Consider the following 20,157-nt stretch of genomic DNA (forward strand, 5'->3'; position numbering starts at 1 on the left):
TGAGAGTTAGTCTATCAAGTGGAAGCATGACAAACTGGAGCAACGAATGACTGCTATTGGCACATAAGTAATATTCATAAAGTGCGAATACTACATTAGCTTACTTTACTGCAAAAACCGTAACCAATGTCTTCATTGAGTCACCCGTAATCATAACAAAGTACATCTTGCTCTCCACGTGCTGCCAGAATTCGGCCTCTTGTGCATATTTTTTTGCTTTTTTAGTAGCGACGCTTTCTGGTAACTCGGCTTTAGTTAGCGCAGAACATAACAGCTTTGTGCACAAAGCCTTCCAAGGATGCTTAGGTACACCGTCTGAAAGCCTTTCCACGAATCTTTCTAGTGCATGACGAGTCACCACGACAGGTCCAATGTTCGGAACATTTATTACCTCATCGATTTCTCTCACAGTAGCATTATCGACGCTGTATTCTTCAAAGGAATATGAGAGCCAATCTTCCCGTTTCTCTACCGAGATCTGTGCTTCCTGGTAACGGGTGAGCAAGAACCTAGTCAGGCTGTAAAGTGAATGCTGAGTTGAGCGTTGTTTCTGTAACTTTTTGATGGCTCCTTTACTGACCCGGATTTGAAGCCCATTACCGCTTCGGTTACTCCCCATCACCTCTTTCATTGACAGTAGGTGATGAATAGCATAAAGCTCAGCTGCAATTGGCTTTTGCTGCTCAGGTAGCTTGTCGTATTGCTCACCTAAATTGACCTTTAGCTCGCCACCTCTTCGAAGGCCGGTCTTCCAGTAAACCGTAAACTCACCATCAATCTGCTTTGTTAACAGGGTTAATACCATCATGTTTGTTTCTCCTATTGGTTATCTATTTTTCATTCTCCATGTTTTTTCAAATATGCAAGGCGCAAAAAAAGGGGCCGAAGCCCCTTGGATCAGATATGAACTTTCGGAAAGCCCATGGCACCGTAAACATTCAGTACATCATTCCAATCCCAACTTTTCACGCCGAGTGACGTTGGTATCGGAGGGATCAGGACTTGTGTCAGAATGCCTTTCTGCCAGGCTTTTTTCTTGAGTTCATTCGCTGCATTCAGGCCAGTCTCAGAGAGATCGTGGTCTGCCCAGATGTACAGCATTTTCACATTACTTGGTGGTTCAAACCTAGCCAGTAGCGTTGCATTCACAACCGACCAACATGTCTGTCCCGTAGCTCTGGTAACCGCTAAAGCTGTTTCGATGCCTTCAGAAACACCTAATACCTCACCAGGCTCACCTATAGGAATGGCACCACCTGTGATTGTTCTGTCACTTGGTATCGGCATCATCTTTTTAGGCTTTTCAACCGGCGCTTTGAATCCATCTTCACTTAGGTAGATCCGATGAAACGTGGCCGAACGCCCTTGTCGAGTAACGATTTTACCTAGCAGAGATGGGTAACTATCGATAAACAGGCCATCTTCATCATGGTAAGGCAAGTTTGGATGAAACCTCAGCACCGAATCCCATTCAGGACGAAGCCGGGTAACAATGCCACGACGACGCAAGTAGTTCCAAACCGGTTGCGCACGAGTATCTGCAAGGGATAACGTTTCTCCCCAGGTTTGATTCAAGCGATGGATAATCGCTTTGTCCTCTTCCTGCTTTCTAGCCTTCCAGTCAACAGCGTTACTCGGTATTACCCGAGTTGGTACTTGTCCGGGTTGAATACCTAGAGCTTGACCGATTGCTTCAATAGACTGAGCAAAGTTCCATCCATTAATCCAAGACAACAGTTCAAAGCCATCATGAAAGATCCCGCAGGTGTTACAAACGCCACCTCCGGTATATTCAGCATCTTTGAACAGCCTAAAGCCATCACGACCGCCATGAACAGGGCAAGCCACATGACGGCCTTTTCGAGCAATAGCGGCATCAAGTTCTGGCACCAACGCCGCCAGTATTTGAAGCCATTGGCCATTAAGATATGGCCTTACTGTTTCAATTTGTAAAGGTAACGCCATATAACCTCCTTAAGTAAAAAGCCGACTCCTACCACAAGTGATAAAAGTCAGCTTGGGTCCTGAATTGAGCCGTTTGGTTAATGCAGGAACATTAGTCAAGCTGGATACCATGTCGTCTTAATAGCCACATGATGGAATCACGAAGCACATCAGGATCGACAACCGCAGCCATTGCGCAAACACGAAAGCAAAATGGCGCAATTTCGTCATTTTGAATCCACGACAACACATCCTTTCGCAATCGAGTACTGACACGACCGTCCAGCAATACACGGATCGCATCCAATAGAATGCCTTCGCGTAACTGCCAGATTTCCGCGTCAGACCAAGTGACTGGGGCATCATCAAACTCAAATAGAAATTCGAGCTGTGATGATGTGTGCTGATGGGACTGCTTTTGTGATGTAGGAGAATGGGCAATACGCCCATTCATTAAAGATAACCGCGTTCGGCAAGCGAAACGCAGCCCTCGGATGCGACCACGACATGGTCAAGCGTTCGAATATCAACAAGTGACAAGGCGTCACGGAGTCGATGAGTAATGCGTTTATCAGCTTCACTTGGCTCAGGATCACCCGATGGATGGTTATGAACCAGTATCACTGCTGCCGCATTGAATTCTAGCGCTCGTTTTGTTACTTCCCTTGGATACACGCTCGCAGCATCTAAAGTGCCTTTGAATAGCTCTTCAAATCGAATAACGCGATGCTTTGTATCAAGAAACAGCACACCAAAGACTTCGTGCTCATACTCGTGCATCAGTGTTTGCAGGTATGAGAACGCCGACGATGGCTGTTCAATTTTGCGACCTTTACTCAATCGACCACGGGCAAGCTTGAGCGCCATATCTAAGATATCCGCTTCAGTCACTTGCTCAGGAACGATGTAAGTACCGGCTTCTTCGCCAGCTAAGAACTTTTTGTTTTTCATAGGAGTCTCCCCAAAAAAAAAGCGGAGACGAACCCATGCCCTGAAGGGGACGGAATCGTCCCCGCAGGGTGGTAAAATTGATGTGGTTACTGAATTAACAGTTGTTGTGTTACTTCGAATAACTCACGCTTCAGATCTTTGACGTCGTTAATCACGATGCTTTGAGGAAAGAATTTCTCAACACTGCGTGTTTGAATCCCTATTCCCAGCAGCTCAAAGCCACTTCGTCTGCACCGGTCAACAATGTCATGCGTGGCAGCCCAATCATCTGGGTCACCATCCGTTAGCACTATCATTAGCTTTCGCTTCTGTTTTTGCGCTAACAAACTGTTTGCCGCAAACCACATAGCTTGTGCCATAGGCGTACAACCTCGTGGTTTTTGGTCAAAACAGGCGGCCCGATGTCGAACCGATTGCTTGGGCAATAACGCGATAGAAACTTCCTGATGAATACCAGGAAAATAACTGACCGCAGGTACAACACCCGGTATGCCTTCCAGTGCCATGGCCAAAGCCAAAGCGGCTTCATTAGCAACATGAAAGTACTTTCGATTACCTTCGCCAATGGGCTTACCCATTGAGCCCGATATATCGACAAGCAAGTGCACAGCAGCATTGGGCGCAATGCGAGGTTGCCTTTGAATAAACAATCTCGACTCACCTGCTTGTGAAGCGGCAAGACGATGAGTTGCAACTCGAAGACCGTGCCTTTTGGCATGATTCCGATTGTCCTGACTGGACTGAACCATGCCCCTAAGTCGGGCTCGAATTTGAGCCGACTCAGACGCCGATAAGGTCAAGATGGCCTCATCACCCAACATAGCTTGCTCTGCTTGGGGCAAACTGAGAGGTGTGACGCCCTGATGTCCTTCAGCTTGTTCCGACAACACTTCTGCCACTTGGGCAAAGGTATCGGGTTCAAACTGAGCGGCACTGGCCTCTAAGGCTTGTCGCAAATTGTCAGCTTGATCAGAGTTATCAGAATCACTCGTTTCAGCAGCATCCCCTGTTACAGACGAACCTGTTTCCGGGGTTTGACTGTCACTACTGCTATTGCTGTCATTACTCGCATCTTGTCCAATGTCATCACCGCCATCAGCATCAGACTCATCCTGTGGTGGACGAGATTCTTCTTCCAACATGGCAACGATGGCATCGACAAGTTTCAGCACTTCACCTGTAGATGCCAGGCTAGGCACTGCTGTCAGCATGGCGCTTAACCGGCTCATCGCTGCGGCAGGAAAGAGTTGTCTCACTCTTTCATCAACAGCTTGATACAAAGGCGTCAGCGCTTTCTGGCCCAGAAAATGGCATCTCAAGCGAAACAACAACCAGGCTTGCAAGTTAGATGCAGGCTCAGGCTGTTCAGGTACACACATTTGCTGTGTGTCCACCATGTACTCAATCACTAGCGAAATACTGCGCCGGGTTCCGGGGTAATCCCTTGCCAATTCGTTTTCAATGCGCACATCCTCAATAATATTGAGAAGTGCCTTACGGATCGGCTTAGACGACGCCTTCTTCACCATGTCAAAATTGGTATGCCGAATATGCGCCGCTTCATGAGCCAGATAACCCCAAGCTATCTGTTGATAGTGTGGGTCGTCTGGGTTTGCTGTTGGGATCACAATCCGCTCACCATCGGTAAACGCATCTTGTCCTTGAATAAGCACCTTCACACCAAACTTTTCGCCATAAGCGGCGGCAACGATTGGCAGTGCGTTTTTTAATGGATGATTCATGGGAGTCTCCTAATCATTAGGGGGAATACTCCCTCAGCGGGAGCGTTTCCCCGCTGGGAATGTAAGTGTTTAAACCTGTGCTTTTAGCTTATCCAGGTCGTATTTTTGACCTAACCAAGCCACCAATTGAGCTGGACTCTCGTGCTGCTCAAATGACGTTTTAAGCTGGTCTAAACTCAGGATGTCATCCAATGTCAGACCGTACTGGTCTTGTAACTGAGTAGACACCTCGTGTTGATATTGCAGCCAGGCCCGCTCATAAGCGGTTTGCTGCAATGCTATGTTTGGAACAAATACCATGGCCGTTACCCAAACTCCTTGTGCGTCCGCATCTGCGATCAAAACAGGGTTCTTGGGGATCAAGACACTATGTGTTGAGTACGACCGTTGTACTAACGTTCGACAACACGCCACTTCTGGTATCGATTCACTTTCAACCGCATCAGTCACACCACGAAAATGTGCTTCAAACTGGTTCAGTTGGCTGGGGTTATGGATGGTTGATTGCATAATTTCCTCTTACATAGTTCAGAGGACATGCGCCCTTAAGGGCAACATGCCCTCAAGGACGTTAGAAATAAAATGAGTTTGGTACAGTCGAACCAAGGTTTGGTCTGACGGTTGGTTGTGGTATTGCACGTAAGTTATCTGCCTGAGCAGATACTGGCTGTGCGGGTTTAGGTTCAGGTTTGGGCATCAGTTGTCTGATATCCAATTGACCTTCACCGTGCATTCTCATCTTGTCTGGATCAGACAAAATTAAAATGGTCGCCATCAGTTCGTGATAGAGATTGTCTGTCACAGGGCCGGTCTTCGGCAGACGAACAAATAAATTGTCCATCGCTTCAACCATCGGCTGAACTCGATGATCCAGGAAGGACAAACCATCCAACTTGTCTCTTAATCGCTTGAGCGGATTAAGGGCTCGCTGACTGATTTGATTCTTGCCTGCAACGGAACGCTCAAACAGTTCATTGGCATCACGAGCCACCTCCCTAAAGAGGGTGTGTCCCATACCATTGACCTTGTCATCTAAGCCTCCAGCTTGTTCAGCCGGTTGCATTCGATAGATGGCATAATCGAACTGAAGCCGTTGTTCCACGTCTTCGATGGGTGACAGCGCACGCCGGATTGCATCTGCAAATTCCGGGTGTTTCGCAACCCAGTCAAACGTCACCTGATCATAGTTGTCCAAGAACAACTGCTTACACTGCGCAAACTCCTGACCGATCCGGTCAAGCTCTGGAACAATCTGATCAATTCGGTCTTCAGGGACGGCATAGCCACCTAAAAACCGCACACCGACTTGCTCACACAAGCGCTGCGCTTCTTTTTTAAGCCGTTCAAAGTTCGCCAATGCCTCTGGGTCGCAAATTTTTTTACTCCCTAAGCTGGCAACATCCTTCGGTGGAAGTTGGCTGCCATTGGCTAATCTGAAATCTTCAGGCCTTAGTTTTTTTCTACCGCTCCAGATGGAACAGTCGATGTGACAAATCAAAAGTTTGTCGAGGGTTTGAATACTCATAGTGCATCCTCATGCGAGATGGGGACGCACCACTCCCAACAGGAGCAATGGCCCCCGTTTGGGTGGTAGTAGTTGACGCGCTAATGGCAATACCACTATCAGAAATAGTAATTTTGCGAATCAGGCGACGATTGGTTGAGATCGATTTTCGCAGGCATTAAGTCCAGTGCTTCAGCAATCGGGCGAACCCGCTCTAAATCACTGCCTAGCAACCGCAATACATCTTTTTCCAACTTCAGTTGGTCGGATACTTCTATCCCTTCAGGACTCGCTACTGTGAGCGAACACAATGGTGGTAATTGACGCTTAAAGGCCAGTAACAGCAACAATGGCCACGGGCCATCATCAGTGTTAACAATGCCAGCGCCTTCACCTGACACCATGCTGATTTGATTGGTACTAGGTAATCCGCTTTTGCAAAACCCTAATGACCATTTTCCAATCCTGACCTGGTTATCATCAATAACAGCCAAGCCATAGGCTTCAAGCAGCTTTGCCATATCGAACAACGCTTTTTGAGCCAGCGAGATTTGGCCATTGACGTCCTTGCGAGTACGAAACTCCCAACTGACGTTATTGGCGCACGCGACGCTATCTAGCGCATTTGAGAGTTCAAATGGCCGCCCTTGATGATCAATGCCGACTTGTCCAACAAATCGATAACCCTTGTTGATTTTCTCATTGATTCGTCGGTCTGCTTCAGCGTTAGGATCAGTCGAGTCAATCAATCGCTGCTGCGACATTTGACCAGCTTTTCCAAACCGAACTTCAATCTCCTGGGTGTCTGATCCAACGTAAATGGCCCATTCTTTGGCTGTCCCATCAGAATGACTGTAACGGTAAAGAGCAAAGCACTTTTCCATCATCAATCCTCCCAGTGGTCACCGAAGACATCAGCGGCAATACGGTGAATAGCTTCACGTTGCTCCAACTCAGCACGAGCCGTCAAAGACCGAACCAGTGCATACTCCACTGCGTTAGGAGCACCTTTGAAAGCAAGTGTTAACTTTGCCCAGCGCACCAAGGTCCTAGTGGACATGGTGATACTAAGCTCAGCACCGCCATCCGCGCCCCCAATAAAGAGACGACGAATGTCACCAGCCACTTTCACCATTTTCTGGCGAAAGACTTCTGGCAAGCCCGGCGCAACGTTCTCCAGAATGGCTTCCTCTACAGAAGGCTCTGCATAGGTCGCTTCGATGATTCTAAAGCGATCAAGAAAAGCCAAATTCTGTTGGAGCACACCTTGATACAAGCCCGTTTGGTCACCGCTGCCCGCACTGTTGCCGGTAGCGATAAAACGAAACTTGGCATGTGGCATGATGATCTCACCGCCATTTTGTGCGATGACCAACGGGGCACCTTCCAAAATGTCATTGAGCCCAGCCAGTTCAGCAGGCTCAGCAAGATCCATTTCATTAATGATCAGCAAATGGCCATGCTTGACAGCCAGTGCCAGCGGCCCATACACAAAGGTCATGTTGCCATTAACCAGTGTGTGGTGACCGATAAGATCGGACAACTCCAATCGACCGTGCGCAGTAATTTGCTGAACAGGCCAATTCAATCGAGAAGCAACTTGGCAAATTAGCGAGGTCTTACCGCATCCCGTGGGGCCTGTAATATACAAACCGTCACCGTCTGGGTGAGACAAGAACGCCAATACGTCACGTAAGTCTTCTTTTCTAAAAACATACTCGTCCTTGCGAACGGGAATGTTTGGATGGGTAGTGTCGGCACCATATCCTTCCAGAACGAAAGCATCAGGAGCCGGGACATTAAACGCTTGATTCACTTGAACCAAAAATGGGGATTGTTCTGTCATGGTAAACCTCATTAGTTTTAACGAGGCCCCATGCCCCAACAGGGAATGAAGTCCCCGTCGGGTGGTGTGTTGATTGTGGTATGGCTGTGTATGTAAGAGTTCAGCTCGCTCTATCATTCGTACCCAGCATTGGCTACGAGTGAAACTGCTTTCTGATGCACTCGATGTAAGCGCATGAGAAAGGAGCCGAAATCGGCTCCAAGTGAACGTTAAAAGTAAAATGAGCTCGGCGAGTCACCTGGCAGAACCAAGTTATCTTGCTCAAGACTGATTTTGATTGGTGTTTCAACGGGCTGCTCTGGCTTATTGGTGCTAATGCGCAACCGCTCTTGTGGCGCTTTTCGGTAAGCGGCTAAAACCTGTTCATCCAGCTCGCCTAACTTATCGGTGGCCAATTGCTTATAGTCCACCGTGCCCGCCATCATGTAGCGGCTGAGTTTGACCCCAGCATAGTCGGCATGAGCGTAGTTACCCATCATGGCGACCAATTTTGACTGGGCGTCTCGCATTTCCTCTTTCAAAGATTTAATGTGATTTTCCAGTCGGACCACTTCGGCATGTGCTGAGCAATACTGTCGAGACAGCGATGTCCAACGGTATTGGGCTTCACCCTTGGGAACAAAACAATCTTGCTCAGGGCATTTTGACGGCTCTTTTTTGGTCTGTACTAACTCCCAAAACTGAAGCGCTGTTTCTTGCAACTCAGTTAAGAACGCCGCGTCTCGCTGTATTTCAAACTCAATCAGTTGATCCTCAAAATAGAAAACCAACCAACCTCGCGTGCTATTGGCGACCAGTATTTGATGCTGTACTTGCACCCAATACAACTGGTACGCCTCGCTTTGTTCTCGGTGAGCTTGCACATCCTCAAAAACTGACTGGCAAGGACATTTCAGTTCAACGGGTTCGCCCGCATCGTTGATGCCATCAAAGCTGGCTCGAAAGATTGCGTTATGATCGGCTTCTGCACATAACGGCAGAAGAAAGTCATTATGCGCATTCTCAAATGCTCGCCTTGCTTGAGGCTCCAACCTTATACCACGAAGCACATTTGGATTATTCGACAGGTCTTCCGGTAATACGAATCCGGTTTTTTCTGCCCATAATCGCCAAGGTGTTTTGTAGGGTGAACGCCCCATAATAATTGGGGCTTCAGATGCCGTAACCCCTGCAATGCGCCACTGGTGCCATGCAGGAGTACGTTGTGATAGGTCGATAACCTTCATATTGCCTCCTTTGAAGGGAGACTCCCCTGAAGGAGAGAACTCCCCTTCAGGGTTAAGTGGTTACTTTGCAGCTTGTGCTAACGCTGTTTGGTGCTGAACAACACTTGCTTGAACCGAATCAATTGCCGCTTTACCGGCTTGAATCGAACCTAAGACAAGGGCAACAACCAATACCAAGCGAAAAAGTGAGGCTGATTTAGTCATGGAAGATCTCCAAAAAAAGACGAGACCTTCCCCCTGACGGGAGAATAATCCCGCCAGGGTTAGTAAAATGAATGCGTGGCGCTAAGAAGCTAAAGGCTGTGTGAGCGCTTTGGCTGCTTGTTGCTGTGCATTAAATATTTCTTGTTTCGCAAACGTCAGTTCAACACCTTGAAAATGTTCATTGGCATATTCCAATGCACTATTCCAAGCGTTTGAAGCTTCCGCCCGCTCGATAAGCTTGTAAACAAGCCCTCGGGTTCGATCATCAACTTGCTCGGGTGGAATCACCGATGGCTCAACAACATGTGTTGCTTGGCCTTCGATAATTCGCTCCGCTTCGTCTTGATCGAAAATTCCCACAAAGCCAAACGCAATGCGGGAACACTGGATCATGGATTTATGTCTTAGCATTCGCTTAGTGTGCGTCTGCCATGGACCATCTACACGGTAAGGGCCATTTTTGCCGTTACCTTCAAAAGGCGGTCGATAGACTTCATCCAGGTATTCAGTGATTTTGACTGGGTGCGAACGGTCGCGCCGGTAGATGATGCATTCCATCCATTCCGGGCATTCTTTCGCGCCATCCAGTGAGACTTTGTTTTCTGAAGTCTTAAACTCCATGCCATCAAACTGGTCGTGTTGATTGATGATGCGAGACCAGCCATCGACACCTACCACTGGAATAATCCCAGCTTGTTTATCAGGGAATGCAAAAATCTCTTTGGTGAAAGGGTTCAAGCCGTACTGATCTGCAACCACCAAGAGCGCCATCATCTGCTCATTGGTCGGTGCACTACCGTCACGTTGCTTAAATGCTGTTGCTTTTAGGGTATCGAACAACTTGTTTGGATCGACACTAAAGCGCTCAGCAAAGCGTTGGATTAGCTTTGGTTTTTCCATTATGGACTCCGACAATCAAAGTGGGAGTCTGCCCCTGACGGGAAAGTACTCCCGACTGGGTTAAAGCGTTTTCGCTCGGTTAAAAATCTGGTTCAGGATAAGTTTGTGCCCAATTAGCTTGGGAGCTCGCATCATCCGCCGGTAATGGCTCAGATGCTTTGTTCACACTATCAAGAAGCAGAAACTCGTCCGCGTCCACTTCGGTCAATCGATGCTTAATGCCATCTTTCTCCCATGAGCGCGTGCGCTGAGGACCTTGAACAAAAAGCTTCGCTCCTTTTTGGATTAAATCTTTTGCTCTTAGCCCTAACTTAAATCCACCACGATCTCGAAAAACGACCCGATGCCATTCCGTATGCTCTTTGAGCTCATTGGATTGACGGTCGCGCCATTTCTCAGAAGTGGCCAGCGAAATGCTGGTCACCAAGTCACCTGATGGATAGGCTCGCGTCTCTGGCTCAGAGCCAACGTAGCCTATGAGTGTTACTTGGTTTTTCATGATGTTCTCCTCGTCTTAGTTGAACTCTGTGCACACAGTTGCTTCTACCCGGCTGGGCAAAGAAGACTGACGACGCAGATAGGTTGGTATTTCGAGTAAAGCCATGTCGTACTGATGTGGCTCTTTGTAAAACGCAGATGTCAAACGGGGCATACCAGGAGCTTTAGGCACTGCCATTGGACGACGTTTTGGTGTTGGTGTGAGCAACCGCTTGATTTGAGTAAGTACAAATCGCAACGGGCGCACGCTTTGACGAGCAACCAATCGCAAAAGCGACCAGCTCAGTTTTGCAAGCAACATAATGCCTGCTATTTGGATAATAAATCCGAAGATATATTCCATTGGTGACTCCTTAATTAAGTTGTGAAGGAGTCACCCCCAACTGGGGAAAACTCCCCCAGTTGGGTGGTGAAAAGGCGAACCGTAAGGAACGCATGGTTGAGCATGTAAAAACATGCAGGCTATTTGTTTAAGGAGGCTAGCTACCTCTTAGTACCACTGAGAATACTCAGCGGCGGGCTTCCTTTGAGCTCATGCTCTCAGGCGCAGATATCACTGAAACAGATCAGCAATATTTGATAGTCAGTGTAACCGTCTTATCCAGACAGGATAGTTAGAAAGATGCTCAATTCTTCCACCTAGCTGAAAGGCCATTACCGCACAGAGGATTAGGCTAGGGACTGATTATTGTCATATCAGGAGCAAACTTATGGCCCAAGCAAAACCCAATTACTCAAAACCCATCTTTGAACAATCATTCACAATTAACAGCTTACAGGCGCAACGTGTCGTTGACCGTGTGTTTAGACGGACGGTCAGTGCGCTTTATGGAATCGATGTTATCTTGCGCATCATTGGCGATGAGAACGAAATTGATGAAGTGGAACAGATCATTAGCCAGTTGATCGAGGATTGCGCTAAGGCGGTAGACAACGAACAAGCTCGTTTGGACAAACTGATGGAGTCCAACGGCATCGATGAAGTACCTGACTACACCGACCCGATCACCTTCAACGCTAAAATCAGCTCGCCCCAAGTTGGCCAGTTTGTCGGCTTAGTTCGCAAACTCGATGCGTTGATGATCTCAATGGACACACTCTGGTTATCTAGCGTGCTTAGCAACAAGCATCGCGTTGATGGCAACTACGCATGGCAACAGCGCATTATCAAACTGGCTCGGCGCATTATTGATATCGAAATTCGAGCACGAAAATCAGCTCAAGCTAAGGGTAAAGAAGCAGAAGTTGAACAAGCGGTGCCTTCAACCGATGACGATATCACTGAAGAGGAAACAGATACCCCCGCCAACTAGCCAACTAGGGAGACTCTGAATAAGTCCCCAAAATCAGCGATAATACGGCCATCGTCAACTGCATAGGATTCCGTGCTTTTATGGATCAGATCACTTTCTCCGAAGCCGAGTACCAGACCAAGAAGCGCAAGACACGTCGCGAGATCTTTCTGGATCGGATGGACAACCTGATTCCGTGGAAGCAGCTGGAGAAAAAGGTAGCCCGTTATTATCCCAAGGGTCAGAACGGACGGCCCCCGTATCCTTTGTCTGCCATGCTGCGAGTTCACTGCATGCAGTTGTTCTATAACCTCAGTGATCCCGCCATGGAAGACGCCCTGTACGAGATCGAATCCATGCGCCAGTTTGCTGGACTGAAGCTGGATCGTCTGCCGGACGAAACCACCATTCTTAAGTTCCGCCATTTTCTGGAGCAGCATGGCCTTGGCAAGGTACTGTTCAAAGAAGTGAATAAGCATCTTGAGAAAAACGGCCTGATGCTGCGTGAAGGCAGTATTGTCGATGCCACCATCATTTCTGCACCGAGTTCCACCAAGAACAAGACCGGCCAGCGTGATCCGGAAATGCATCAAACCAAGAAGGGCAATGAGTGGCGCTTCGGAATGAAGATGCACATCGGCGTCGATGACACGCTGGGCCTGATCCACAGTATTGATACCACCGCTGCCAACGTGCACGACATTGTGCCCACGGACAAGCTGCTGCATGGTGAAGAGCAACGGGTTTTCGGCGATGCCGGCTACCTCGGTATTCAAAAGCGGTCTGAACATAAGCACCGCCAGAACGTATCGTGGTACATCGCTACGCGCCCTGGGGCACGAAAAACGCTGGATGCTGAAAAGCTTAAAGCCGAGAAAATCAAAGCCAGCGTTCGTGCCAAGGTCGAGCATCCATTCCGGTACATAAAGCAGGTCTTTGGCTACAGCAAAGTTCGCTATCGCGGCTTGGCCAAGAACAACAACCGGTTGCATTTGCTGGCCGCGTTCAGCAACCTGCTTATTGGTGAAAAATACCTTCTGGCATAGGGCCAGTGCGCCTGTTTTCCGCCAAAATGGCGGGGAATGGGCAAAAAATATGCAAGCAACGGGGAAAATAGCGTCTGAATTTCATATTTTTGCCGGTTTATGCCGATGCTGGTGAAAATTGGCAGTTATTCAGACCTTCCCTAGGCTCCCATCAACCAGCCCCTTTCGAAGGGGCTCTTCGAAGTTGAATTTGCACTCCACTGAACCAGATTAGTTTCTTCATTGAGGATATCACGACAACTTGAAAAACTTGTCCTTGCTTGATAGTGAAAGCACTTCCAAATGCGTAATATCAATATCATTTGGTAGCTTGTCTCTTAACACAGGTAGAACATATTGGCAGTTAACTTGATTCACTAAGTCAGTGAACAAGTTAGTTATCTGATTTGCATGCACGTTCTCAATTTGGTCTTGAAGTACAAAGTGCAAGCAAGGGATTTTGTTTTCATCAGCAAAGGCTATATATGCCAAATCAAAAGATGCCATCTGACTTTTCTTTGTGCCTGTTCCAGGATTACCCTCAATATTAGATATTGAAAACTTATAAATGCCATTGTCAGGCTCGGCACTCAGCAAGGAATGTACACCATCTAGTTTGCTAGAAAATTTTGAAAAAATCTTATTGAAATCAGCAATTTTTTCTTGAATCAACATGTCTTTCGATTCAATTTCATTAGACATTTTTACTAAAGATTTCTCAATCTCCTCAAGCTCCTTATTACTTTTCTCCCATACTGTTCTCTGTTCAGTTAATTTTCCTTTTTGCTCATAAAAACCATTCAATTCACTGATTATATCTTGAAGCTCTTCCACAGCTCCCGACTTTTTAAGCTCTTTAGAGAGTCGTTCTTCTTCAAGCAAATAATATGTAAGACTTTTCTTATCTGCAAACAGCTCCTCATCCAGCTGCTTTAAATCCTGGCTTATAAAGTCAATTTTTTCTTTAATCATATTATTATGAAATTCAAGCGTTTCTTCAAAACTTTTTTGGAGATTAGGAATCAACGACTTCGCTTTTTCATACATTTTTTTTATGTGTTCAGCACTTGCTCTCGAAAATCCTCTATTTAAGTCATCGATGCTTTCAAGAATAAGCTCTTTCCTTAATTCTAAACGAGAAATATTTTCGCTAAGAGCATTAACATGCTGTTTTGCAGCGTTTAGTTCATCTAACTGACTTTCATAATTGGGATTTAGATTAAAATTATCCTTCTTGACTGTAAGTCTTTCAATTTCACTATCTACTATTAGAAGTGTTTGCTTGACTTGAGAAAGCGTACTTTCCTTTTTCAGACGCGCTTGCAGCCTATTTTCTAAGTTTTGCTTACGCACCAACTCATCTTTGTCTTGATTGATGTCTATGCCAAACCAAAATAGATGAAGGGTTTCGTAGGCAACATCTGTATCATATGGACTGAGCACGCGAATAGTGTTTACAAGCTTATTCTTCTCGTCCCTAATATTTTTGGATTTCAACTGTTTAAAAGTAGGTTTCTCAGAAACAGTTTTAAATATAAGGCTTTTTAATTTTGAAGAAAATTCATCGTTTGAATACTTCTCTCCATTTATTGTTTGAATCTTCTTTGAACGCTGCAAAAAATTTCGACATATCGAAATTCTTCTTGAATCAGAATTATCAATATCTTCAATCAGATTTAAATTTATGCAAATATTCTGCTGAGTTAGAAAACCCTTGATTTTTTCATTAGAATCTTTGAACTCTGGGTCACTGTATATATTTTTTGCACTACCATCCAAACAGAAATCTATCAATCTCAAAACCGTAGTTTTTCCAACACTGTTTCCTGAGTCTGTTTTTTTTGAGTTAGGCGCAGTATAATCCACAATCAAATTAATACCTTTGTGGAACTTAATTTCTCTAATTGTCTGCTCACCATTTTTGACGATTAATGAATCTAAAAACATTTTTTTATTGCTCCATCGTCATTTTTATCTACAACACCTAACAAAAAAAGCCAGCTTACCGAAAGAGAAAATATCTGCATTGAAACATCAACATGAACCTTAAGTTTTTGATGAAGCTCAAAATAATCGATCGAATTTTCACCCGTAGATTGAAGAATATCAATAATATGCGCACCAATCACATATAAATCATTGTCTGGGTTGGTACTCTTACTAATAATCATCTAACTCTGGCCCTTATTTAAATCGGTTCTTCTAAAATTTTGCATCTCATAAATGCATCAACCATAACAACTCTTAAAGCTGGTGAAAGTTCCTCTAAACTTACATCTCCAAAATCAACAAGTTGAAGCAATTCATTAAAGACCTCTTCAAAAATAGAATCTGAATGCTGCCTTATAATGGGCATATAATCATCACTTTGACCTATATATCGTCCAGACACATCTAAATAGATATGTCGAATGTTGTCTAACAAATTCTCTTTTCTCAAAGATCCTGCGCGATCTAATTCATCATAAAGCGTATTCAACTTATGATAGTAAACCTTTAAGTCGTTAATTAATCTGCGCTTGTTGGTTACGCCGTTATAGTCTAACTTAGTCGTTATATTAAAACTTTTGGAAGCATCCGTATCTTTTAAGCCACTTAGTCCAATTTCTGATATTTTATTGATAGCAACTTTCAACATGGAAGGAGAACGACCAAGATTTCTAGAAGCAATTTTTGCTTCATGTTCATCTTTCATCTTTTTTAACGTTGCCACAGTATACTTATGCACATCATCTGTCTCAGTGTGATGATCTACGCAAAGTAAAATCAGATTTTCATAGTCAGCCCTTTCTTTATCCGTCATATCTTCTCTATAGCGTTGCCCATCTGGATTAGCAGCTTCAATATGACAAATATTAGAGTTCTTAGCATTACTTTGGCTCACCATTTGCTTTGAACAACCTGGAAATGAGCATTCATTCCCAGATAAGGCATAGAGCTTCTTTATCGTAAGTGGCGAGTAATTTCTTGCTTGCTTCCCCATTTTACCAATCCAATATTTTGTTATTATAAAAGTCTGATTCCCATATCACTTTTTACAAGCTCAGAACTCGATTCCTCGATTTATCCTCTATCAGCTTTACCATAAAGAGGCTTTGTCCAGTTTGATCATAGTGCTTATGTTACGCTGAAACTACAAAGTTCAAAAATCCTAACTACAACAAAAAGGTTTCACCTTCTGATGATACCATTATGGACCAAATTCAGATAGCTATTGGTTCAACGTAGCTAGACAAGAATACCATCAGCTTAATCTGGATTTGGGCGAACAACGTTGTGATTGCCATCATTGCTTAGAAGGCTTTACAGTACAAAGCCTTCTAAGAGGACGCTCAATTATTCCCCGAAATTTCTTCCGTCGCCTCCTGGCGTAATTTCTGAGCATCCATTCCGTTTAGCCTTTCAATGGCTCTATCTGCGGCACTTTGACGGTTTCCATCAACGTTTAGCGTACTTCCTGAGCCTGTGAGTCGTTCCAGATCCAGTGACGGTACTTCGGGTAGGTTGCCTGTTATCGACAAGATACCTATCCATTCATCCAGATTGACTTGGCTCCAATCTACCTGGTTTAACTGACTCGCGGTCAAACCTTCACAGTTTGGTGACTTCGCACTGCCCCAACCAAGGCCCAATTGAGGACGTACTTGTTCTTGAATGATCCGTGAAAGTGGCGAAGTAAAGCAGCAATATGACTGCCGTTTTTCAACACAGGCACCTAAGAACTTAGACTTGCAGTAAGAGCCTACATAGTGGCAACTCTTCAATACCCGCTTGGCGTTCATTTCAAACTCACTCTGCTCACATTTCCAGATAAGCTGAATGAGGATCATGGTGACTGAATAAATCATGTAGGCCGTCATAACCGTACTCAGAACCGCGCCAGCAGCGCCACCCAGCGCGAAGTTACCACCCGAAACAACACCATCGGCTCCAACAGCGCCACCAACGTTACTAAACAGTGCCGATTGCGCCCCCGAACCAAAGGTAGAGCCTACCCACTCAGCCGTTTTGTTGGTCAATACCTGCATGAAGCCAGTCGCAGCTTGCTCCGCTCCCGCGCCAGCAGCCGTTGATGGCCCAGCCCCCATGAGAGAGTCCCATGCAGACACAAAAGGCTCTTTAACCGCACTCCAAGTACTCGTTATCGGTTCCCTAAGCGTATTCCACGAACCATAGATTGCAGAAGACGGATTCATGGCCATGACTGCCGTATCAAGCTTGTTAACTGCCACAATCATTGTGATGTAATCCGATAACGACACGCCACTTGGCTTTTCACAACAATCTACTATGCCTCCAACGGCTTTTTTGCACTGGCCAGCATTACCTTTAAAGACCGTACACTCGACGTTGTCTTGGCCATCAGCTCCCGTGCATGACATATCATTGGTCATAAACTGCGCCGCATTAAGCATCGCAGCGGCTTCTGCAAAGTTAGCCTGCTTGATTGACTCTGGCTCTAAACAATCTGTGCCCATACAGCGAACTGGCCCCTCACAGTTGTATTGAGTTTCCATTCGTGCATTTTGCACTTCAACGCTTTGTCCGCAGTCATACACCAAACTTTGGATATAACAGAAGCCTTCATGACCAGCCCCGCCTTCAGTGCATTCGGTTCTGACGTACTGGCAGGCCGGGTTTTGCTCTAGCGCGGAACACGTATTGGTGGTCGTGTTTTGTCCGTTATTGACGATGGTTTGTGTATTACCATTGGCATCTACCCAGCTATCTGAGCTGCCCATGTTGAACTCTGGATGAGCAGTCGAAGCATTGTAGGTCGCTCTTGCCCTCCAGCATGAGAGCCCCAGTCCATCAGAGCTCCCACGACTGGTTAAATGAGCAGGAGACGAAACAACCGCCGGATAAAGGCTTCCAAGATTGGCCAACTCGCCACTACCAACCGTTAACCCGTCGATTCGTTTTGTGCCCGTATCCAAACACTGCCACTGCACCGCAGTAAACTGATCCGTTTGCATCAAGCATTGGTCTATGCCCAGATCACTTGATTGATGAACAACCACCTGCTCTAAGTATTTGCCAGAGAAGGCCAATGAAGCGCTCAGTTTCGCAGGAGCCAAACACTTCTGAACTTCTCGGCTGCAAGTATCGAAATCGACTTTGTTCCAGCCGGACTCACATCTGGAACGAGTGACCTCCTGGGGTTCATGCCACGAAATAATCGACCCATTAACGACTTTACACAATGAACCAACCAAGGTTCCTTTTGGACACGTCATTTCAGGGTATTTAATGGATGACTTCGTCTCAGTCACCGTTTCCTTATTGCCCGTCAGTGAGAGTGTCGTTTTCCAACCATTTACCTTGGATGGCGACTCGGTGATTTTTATCTCAGTATTTTGATTATCAAAAATCCTCAGCGTCGCGTTTCCAGTTTGCATAGTACTGCTGTGCTGTGGAACAAAACTGAGCGTTTCGGAGCTAAAGCAACCACGCTCAATGGACCAGCTTTGTTGATGGGTTTCAGCCGATACACGTCGCTCTAACTGACACTGAGTAAGCGTGCTGATCTTCTCGCACACCTGGTAATCCGGTACATGCTTGGTTTCAGTAAATGGCGTAATCGTCTGAGTAGGCTCACAGGCCTCAAAACTACTCGGCATAAGATTGGATACCACACACTTTGGATCGCTGGTTTGCAATCCACAGTCATAGGTATCGGTAAAACGAATGCATTCACCTTTATCATTGGTCTCGGCACATTCTGACGACATGAAGCCACAGGAAGGATTCGCTTCAAGCACTTGGCAGGCCTGATTTTCAATCCCCTTATAGCTTTCGTCATCCACACTGACTTGTACACGCCGACACAAAGGCGATATGCCAGTCACAGGGCTTGGGGCAAAGTAGGATTCACAAACTGAAACACCATTGACCACCGTACATCCGTTGGTTGAAGAAGGCTGATCCGTGCATTGAATGCTGTAGTCTGAAAACTTTGTCGGAATATCCGCTGCTTGTTCGATACAGGATTGCGGCGACCAACTATCATTCATCACCACCTTGGTTGGATCAAAGCGTACCTTGATGCGTGCATACCCCTCACCACTACCAGTGACCGATACGCGAATTTTTACCGGCACTTCTAAACCTGGTTCTACCGTTTTTAGCTTAGCAGTGAGATCGGTATTTGGATTGCGCTCCCAACTGGTACTGAGCTCGCAGCGGCCAGCCGTTTCTGGTGGAAAGTTATTGTTCGGCCCAGACCAGATTTTCTGATCGCCAAGCCACACTTGCATGTAGTCATCCCATTTTGCGTACTCAAGAACGGCTGAGGTAATCGCATCGGGATTCACGACTTTGAGTGTGATGGCCTGTTCAAATACTTTACAACTGCCACTCCAGTAGTTGTCGCCAATTCGTCCTATCCAAACTTCAAGACACCCCTCACCACAAGAGCGAAGGTTCATCGGCCCTGAAACATGCTCAATGATGCCTGCCGTGTAATCGTGAGTAATAGTGCAGCTGTTAACCGCTGTATTGAGCCTGTCACATTGCTGGTAATTTGGGCTACCCTCACCTTGAGACTCACAGCCGGGGAAGCTTTGGGTTAATAGATTTGGGTCAGTTTGAACCGCATCAGTTAATGCCCAAAGCGGATCATTGACCATATCTGGCCGAGACCTGTCTTTGATTTGCTGGAGCGAGCGAAACGCCTCACTCGTAGCGCCACTTTCGGATGCCATGCTCTCTTGGCGCTGCGTCCCCAATTGATTCATACTGGCATCAGAGCCATAAACGCCCGTTAAGACATCCAATGAGCCCTGATCCATACCAGGGAAAAGCTCTTGCAAGTTAATGGACTCATTACCACTGCCATTCGGCACCGACAATGTATTGCCATTGAGTGCGGGCATCGTCCAGTTTTGCAGCAATTGCTTACCTTCCTGTTGTCCGCTTAGACCGGATTGGCGCTGCACATCAGCGGCCACACCATGTAAGGGCAAGCACGCCATAGTGATAGATAAAATACCCGCTAACACTCGGGTAAAAAATGTTGGTTTCAT

The 20,157-nt window shown here is 46.2% G+C and carries 20 protein-coding genes; 2 read left to right on the top strand and 18 right to left on the bottom strand.

Features of this window, described 5'->3' with window-relative positions; all coding sequences use genetic code 11:
- Nucleotides 1–100: 100 nt before the first annotated feature.
- The 14 genes from ACFI6J_RS06385 to ACFI6J_RS06450 all read right to left on the bottom strand — a co-directional run bounded on the left by ACFI6J_RS06385 (nucleotide 101) and on the right by ACFI6J_RS06450 (nucleotide 11,158).
- Nucleotides 101–808 carry a hypothetical protein gene (locus tag ACFI6J_RS06385; RefSeq protein WP_000989526.1) on the bottom strand — a complete coding sequence of 236 codons (708 nt, stop codon included), beginning with the start codon at nucleotides 806–808 and terminating at the stop codon, nucleotides 101–103.
- 89 nt (nucleotides 809–897) lie between these two features.
- Entirely contained in the window at nucleotides 898–1,965 is a 1,068-nt protein-coding gene (locus tag ACFI6J_RS06390) for a DUF7146 domain-containing protein (RefSeq protein ID WP_462585830.1), read from the bottom strand.
- A gap of 91 nt (nucleotides 1,966–2,056) precedes the next feature.
- The gene (locus ACFI6J_RS06395) at nucleotides 2,057–2,398 is read right to left on the bottom strand and encodes a hypothetical protein (RefSeq protein WP_045611062.1); all 342 of its coding nucleotides are present in this window, start codon (nucleotides 2,396–2,398) and stop codon (nucleotides 2,057–2,059) included.
- Nucleotides 2,398–2,895, bottom strand: coding sequence for a RadC family protein (radC, locus tag ACFI6J_RS06400; protein WP_012368361.1), 498 nt, complete (start codon nucleotides 2,893–2,895; stop codon nucleotides 2,398–2,400). The genes ACFI6J_RS06395 and radC overlap by 1 nt, the downstream gene beginning before the upstream one ends.
- A gap of 86 nt (nucleotides 2,896–2,981) precedes the next feature.
- Complete coding sequence (locus ACFI6J_RS06405) at nucleotides 2,982–4,637, bottom strand: VWA domain-containing protein (RefSeq protein ID WP_436596887.1); 1,656 nt, start codon at nucleotides 4,635–4,637, stop codon at nucleotides 2,982–2,984.
- A gap of 69 nt (nucleotides 4,638–4,706) precedes the next feature.
- Nucleotides 4,707–5,147, bottom strand: coding sequence for a hypothetical protein (locus ACFI6J_RS06410; protein ID WP_436596888.1), 441 nt, complete (start codon nucleotides 5,145–5,147; stop codon nucleotides 4,707–4,709).
- 61 nt (nucleotides 5,148–5,208) lie between these two features.
- Nucleotides 5,209–6,162 (bottom strand): DUF3150 domain-containing protein, encoded by a 954-nt coding sequence (locus tag ACFI6J_RS06415; protein ID WP_000027441.1) that lies wholly within the window; start codon nucleotides 6,160–6,162, stop codon nucleotides 5,209–5,211.
- A gap of 98 nt (nucleotides 6,163–6,260) precedes the next feature.
- A complete protein-coding gene (locus tag ACFI6J_RS06420; RefSeq protein ID WP_447018000.1) occupies nucleotides 6,261–7,025 on the bottom strand; it encodes a hypothetical protein in 765 nt (254 codons plus the stop codon).
- Between the two features lie 2 nt (nucleotides 7,026–7,027).
- On the bottom strand, nucleotides 7,028–7,987 hold the full coding sequence (locus ACFI6J_RS06425; RefSeq protein ID WP_067206276.1) for an AAA family ATPase: 960 nt from the start codon (nucleotides 7,985–7,987) through the stop codon (nucleotides 7,028–7,030).
- A gap of 209 nt (nucleotides 7,988–8,196) precedes the next feature.
- Nucleotides 8,197–9,213 carry a YqaJ viral recombinase family nuclease gene (locus ACFI6J_RS06430; protein WP_067206279.1) on the bottom strand — a complete coding sequence of 339 codons (1,017 nt, stop codon included), beginning with the start codon at nucleotides 9,211–9,213 and terminating at the stop codon, nucleotides 8,197–8,199.
- 60 nt (nucleotides 9,214–9,273) lie between these two features.
- Entirely contained in the window at nucleotides 9,274–9,417 is a 144-nt protein-coding gene (locus tag ACFI6J_RS06435) for a hypothetical protein (protein WP_015066581.1), read from the bottom strand.
- A gap of 81 nt (nucleotides 9,418–9,498) precedes the next feature.
- Nucleotides 9,499–10,317 (bottom strand): phage recombination protein Bet, encoded by an 819-nt coding sequence (bet, locus tag ACFI6J_RS06440; RefSeq protein ID WP_000414662.1) that lies wholly within the window; start codon nucleotides 10,315–10,317, stop codon nucleotides 9,499–9,501.
- A gap of 79 nt (nucleotides 10,318–10,396) precedes the next feature.
- Nucleotides 10,397–10,816 carry a single-stranded DNA-binding protein gene (locus ACFI6J_RS06445; RefSeq protein ID WP_462585836.1) on the bottom strand — a complete coding sequence of 140 codons (420 nt, stop codon included), beginning with the start codon at nucleotides 10,814–10,816 and terminating at the stop codon, nucleotides 10,397–10,399.
- Nucleotides 10,817–10,831: 15 nt separating this feature from the next.
- On the bottom strand, nucleotides 10,832–11,158 hold the full coding sequence (locus ACFI6J_RS06450) for a plasmid-related protein (protein WP_140587197.1): 327 nt from the start codon (nucleotides 11,156–11,158) through the stop codon (nucleotides 10,832–10,834).
- Between the two features lie 367 nt (nucleotides 11,159–11,525).
- Between ACFI6J_RS06450 and ACFI6J_RS06455 the strand changes: the two genes are divergently transcribed.
- Both ACFI6J_RS06455 and ACFI6J_RS06460 read left to right on the top strand, forming a co-directional pair.
- Nucleotides 11,526–12,128 (top strand): hypothetical protein, encoded by a 603-nt coding sequence (locus ACFI6J_RS06455; RefSeq protein ID WP_117286407.1) that lies wholly within the window; start codon nucleotides 11,526–11,528, stop codon nucleotides 12,126–12,128.
- A gap of 80 nt (nucleotides 12,129–12,208) precedes the next feature.
- A complete protein-coding gene (locus tag ACFI6J_RS06460) occupies nucleotides 12,209–13,153 on the top strand; it encodes an IS5 family transposase (protein WP_462585839.1) in 945 nt (314 codons plus the stop codon).
- A 231-nt stretch (nucleotides 13,154–13,384) separates the two neighbouring features.
- Here ACFI6J_RS06460 and ACFI6J_RS06465 read toward each other — a convergent pair whose 3' ends face one another.
- From ACFI6J_RS06465 to traN, 4 genes are all read right to left on the bottom strand, one after another.
- Nucleotides 13,385–15,079: a DUF2326 domain-containing protein gene (locus ACFI6J_RS06465; RefSeq protein ID WP_462585841.1), complete on the bottom strand. Its 1,695-nt coding sequence runs from the start codon at nucleotides 15,077–15,079 to the stop codon at nucleotides 13,385–13,387.
- Nucleotides 15,070–15,303, bottom strand: coding sequence for an ABC-three component system middle component 6 (locus tag ACFI6J_RS06470; RefSeq protein WP_087504533.1), 234 nt, complete (start codon nucleotides 15,301–15,303; stop codon nucleotides 15,070–15,072). The genes ACFI6J_RS06465 and ACFI6J_RS06470 overlap by 10 nt, the downstream gene beginning before the upstream one ends.
- 17 nt (nucleotides 15,304–15,320) lie before the next feature.
- Nucleotides 15,321–16,115 carry an ABC-three component system protein gene (locus tag ACFI6J_RS06475; protein ID WP_087504532.1) on the bottom strand — a complete coding sequence of 265 codons (795 nt, stop codon included), beginning with the start codon at nucleotides 16,113–16,115 and terminating at the stop codon, nucleotides 15,321–15,323.
- Nucleotides 16,116–16,464: 349 nt separating this feature from the next.
- Nucleotides 16,465–20,157, bottom strand: coding sequence for a conjugal transfer protein TraN (gene traN / locus ACFI6J_RS06480; RefSeq protein WP_462585843.1), 3,693 nt, complete (start codon nucleotides 20,155–20,157; stop codon nucleotides 16,465–16,467).

The organism is Alteromonas sp. G4i13, from assembly GCF_054960505.1.

What these genes read in the sequence shown, in the direction of transcription:
- ACFI6J_RS06385 (WP_000989526.1), bottom strand. Translation starts at nt 808, where the DNA reads ATGATGGTATTAACCCTGTTAACAAAGCAGATTGATGGTGAGTTTACG.
- ACFI6J_RS06390 (WP_462585830.1), bottom strand. Translation starts at nt 1,965, where the DNA reads ATGGCGTTACCTTTACAAATTGAAACAGTAAGGCCATATCTTAATGGC.
- ACFI6J_RS06395 (WP_045611062.1), bottom strand. Translation starts at nt 2,398, where the DNA reads ATGAATGGGCGTATTGCCCATTCTCCTACATCACAAAAGCAGTCCCAT.
- radC (WP_012368361.1), bottom strand. Translation starts at nt 2,895, where the DNA reads ATGAAAAACAAAAAGTTCTTAGCTGGCGAAGAAGCCGGTACTTACATC.
- ACFI6J_RS06405 (WP_436596887.1), bottom strand. Translation starts at nt 4,637, where the DNA reads ATGAATCATCCATTAAAAAACGCACTGCCAATCGTTGCCGCCGCTTAT.
- ACFI6J_RS06410 (WP_436596888.1), bottom strand. Translation starts at nt 5,147, where the DNA reads ATGCAATCAACCATCCATAACCCCAGCCAACTGAACCAGTTTGAAGCA.
- ACFI6J_RS06415 (WP_000027441.1), bottom strand. Translation starts at nt 6,162, where the DNA reads ATGAGTATTCAAACCCTCGACAAACTTTTGATTTGTCACATCGACTGT.
- ACFI6J_RS06420 (WP_447018000.1), bottom strand. Translation starts at nt 7,025, where the DNA reads ATGGAAAAGTGCTTTGCTCTTTACCGTTACAGTCATTCTGATGGGACA.
- ACFI6J_RS06425 (WP_067206276.1), bottom strand. Translation starts at nt 7,987, where the DNA reads ATGACAGAACAATCCCCATTTTTGGTTCAAGTGAATCAAGCGTTTAAT.
- ACFI6J_RS06430 (WP_067206279.1), bottom strand. Translation starts at nt 9,213, where the DNA reads ATGAAGGTTATCGACCTATCACAACGTACTCCTGCATGGCACCAGTGG.
- ACFI6J_RS06435 (WP_015066581.1), bottom strand. Translation starts at nt 9,417, where the DNA reads ATGACTAAATCAGCCTCACTTTTTCGCTTGGTATTGGTTGTTGCCCTT.
- bet (WP_000414662.1), bottom strand. Translation starts at nt 10,317, where the DNA reads ATGGAAAAACCAAAGCTAATCCAACGCTTTGCTGAGCGCTTTAGTGTC.
- ACFI6J_RS06445 (WP_462585836.1), bottom strand. Translation starts at nt 10,816, where the DNA reads ATGAAAAACCAAGTAACACTCATAGGCTACGTTGGCTCTGAGCCAGAG.
- ACFI6J_RS06450 (WP_140587197.1), bottom strand. Translation starts at nt 11,158, where the DNA reads ATGGAATATATCTTCGGATTTATTATCCAAATAGCAGGCATTATGTTG.
- ACFI6J_RS06455 (WP_117286407.1), top strand. Translation starts at nt 11,526, where the DNA reads ATGGCCCAAGCAAAACCCAATTACTCAAAACCCATCTTTGAACAATCA.
- ACFI6J_RS06460 (WP_462585839.1), top strand. Translation starts at nt 12,209, where the DNA reads ATGGATCAGATCACTTTCTCCGAAGCCGAGTACCAGACCAAGAAGCGC.
- ACFI6J_RS06465 (WP_462585841.1), bottom strand. Translation starts at nt 15,079, where the DNA reads ATGTTTTTAGATTCATTAATCGTCAAAAATGGTGAGCAGACAATTAGA.
- ACFI6J_RS06470 (WP_087504533.1), bottom strand. Translation starts at nt 15,303, where the DNA reads ATGATTATTAGTAAGAGTACCAACCCAGACAATGATTTATATGTGATT.
- ACFI6J_RS06475 (WP_087504532.1), bottom strand. Translation starts at nt 16,115, where the DNA reads ATGGGGAAGCAAGCAAGAAATTACTCGCCACTTACGATAAAGAAGCTC.
- traN (WP_462585843.1), bottom strand. Translation starts at nt 20,157, where the DNA reads ATGAAACCAACATTTTTTACCCGAGTGTTAGCGGGTATTTTATCTATC.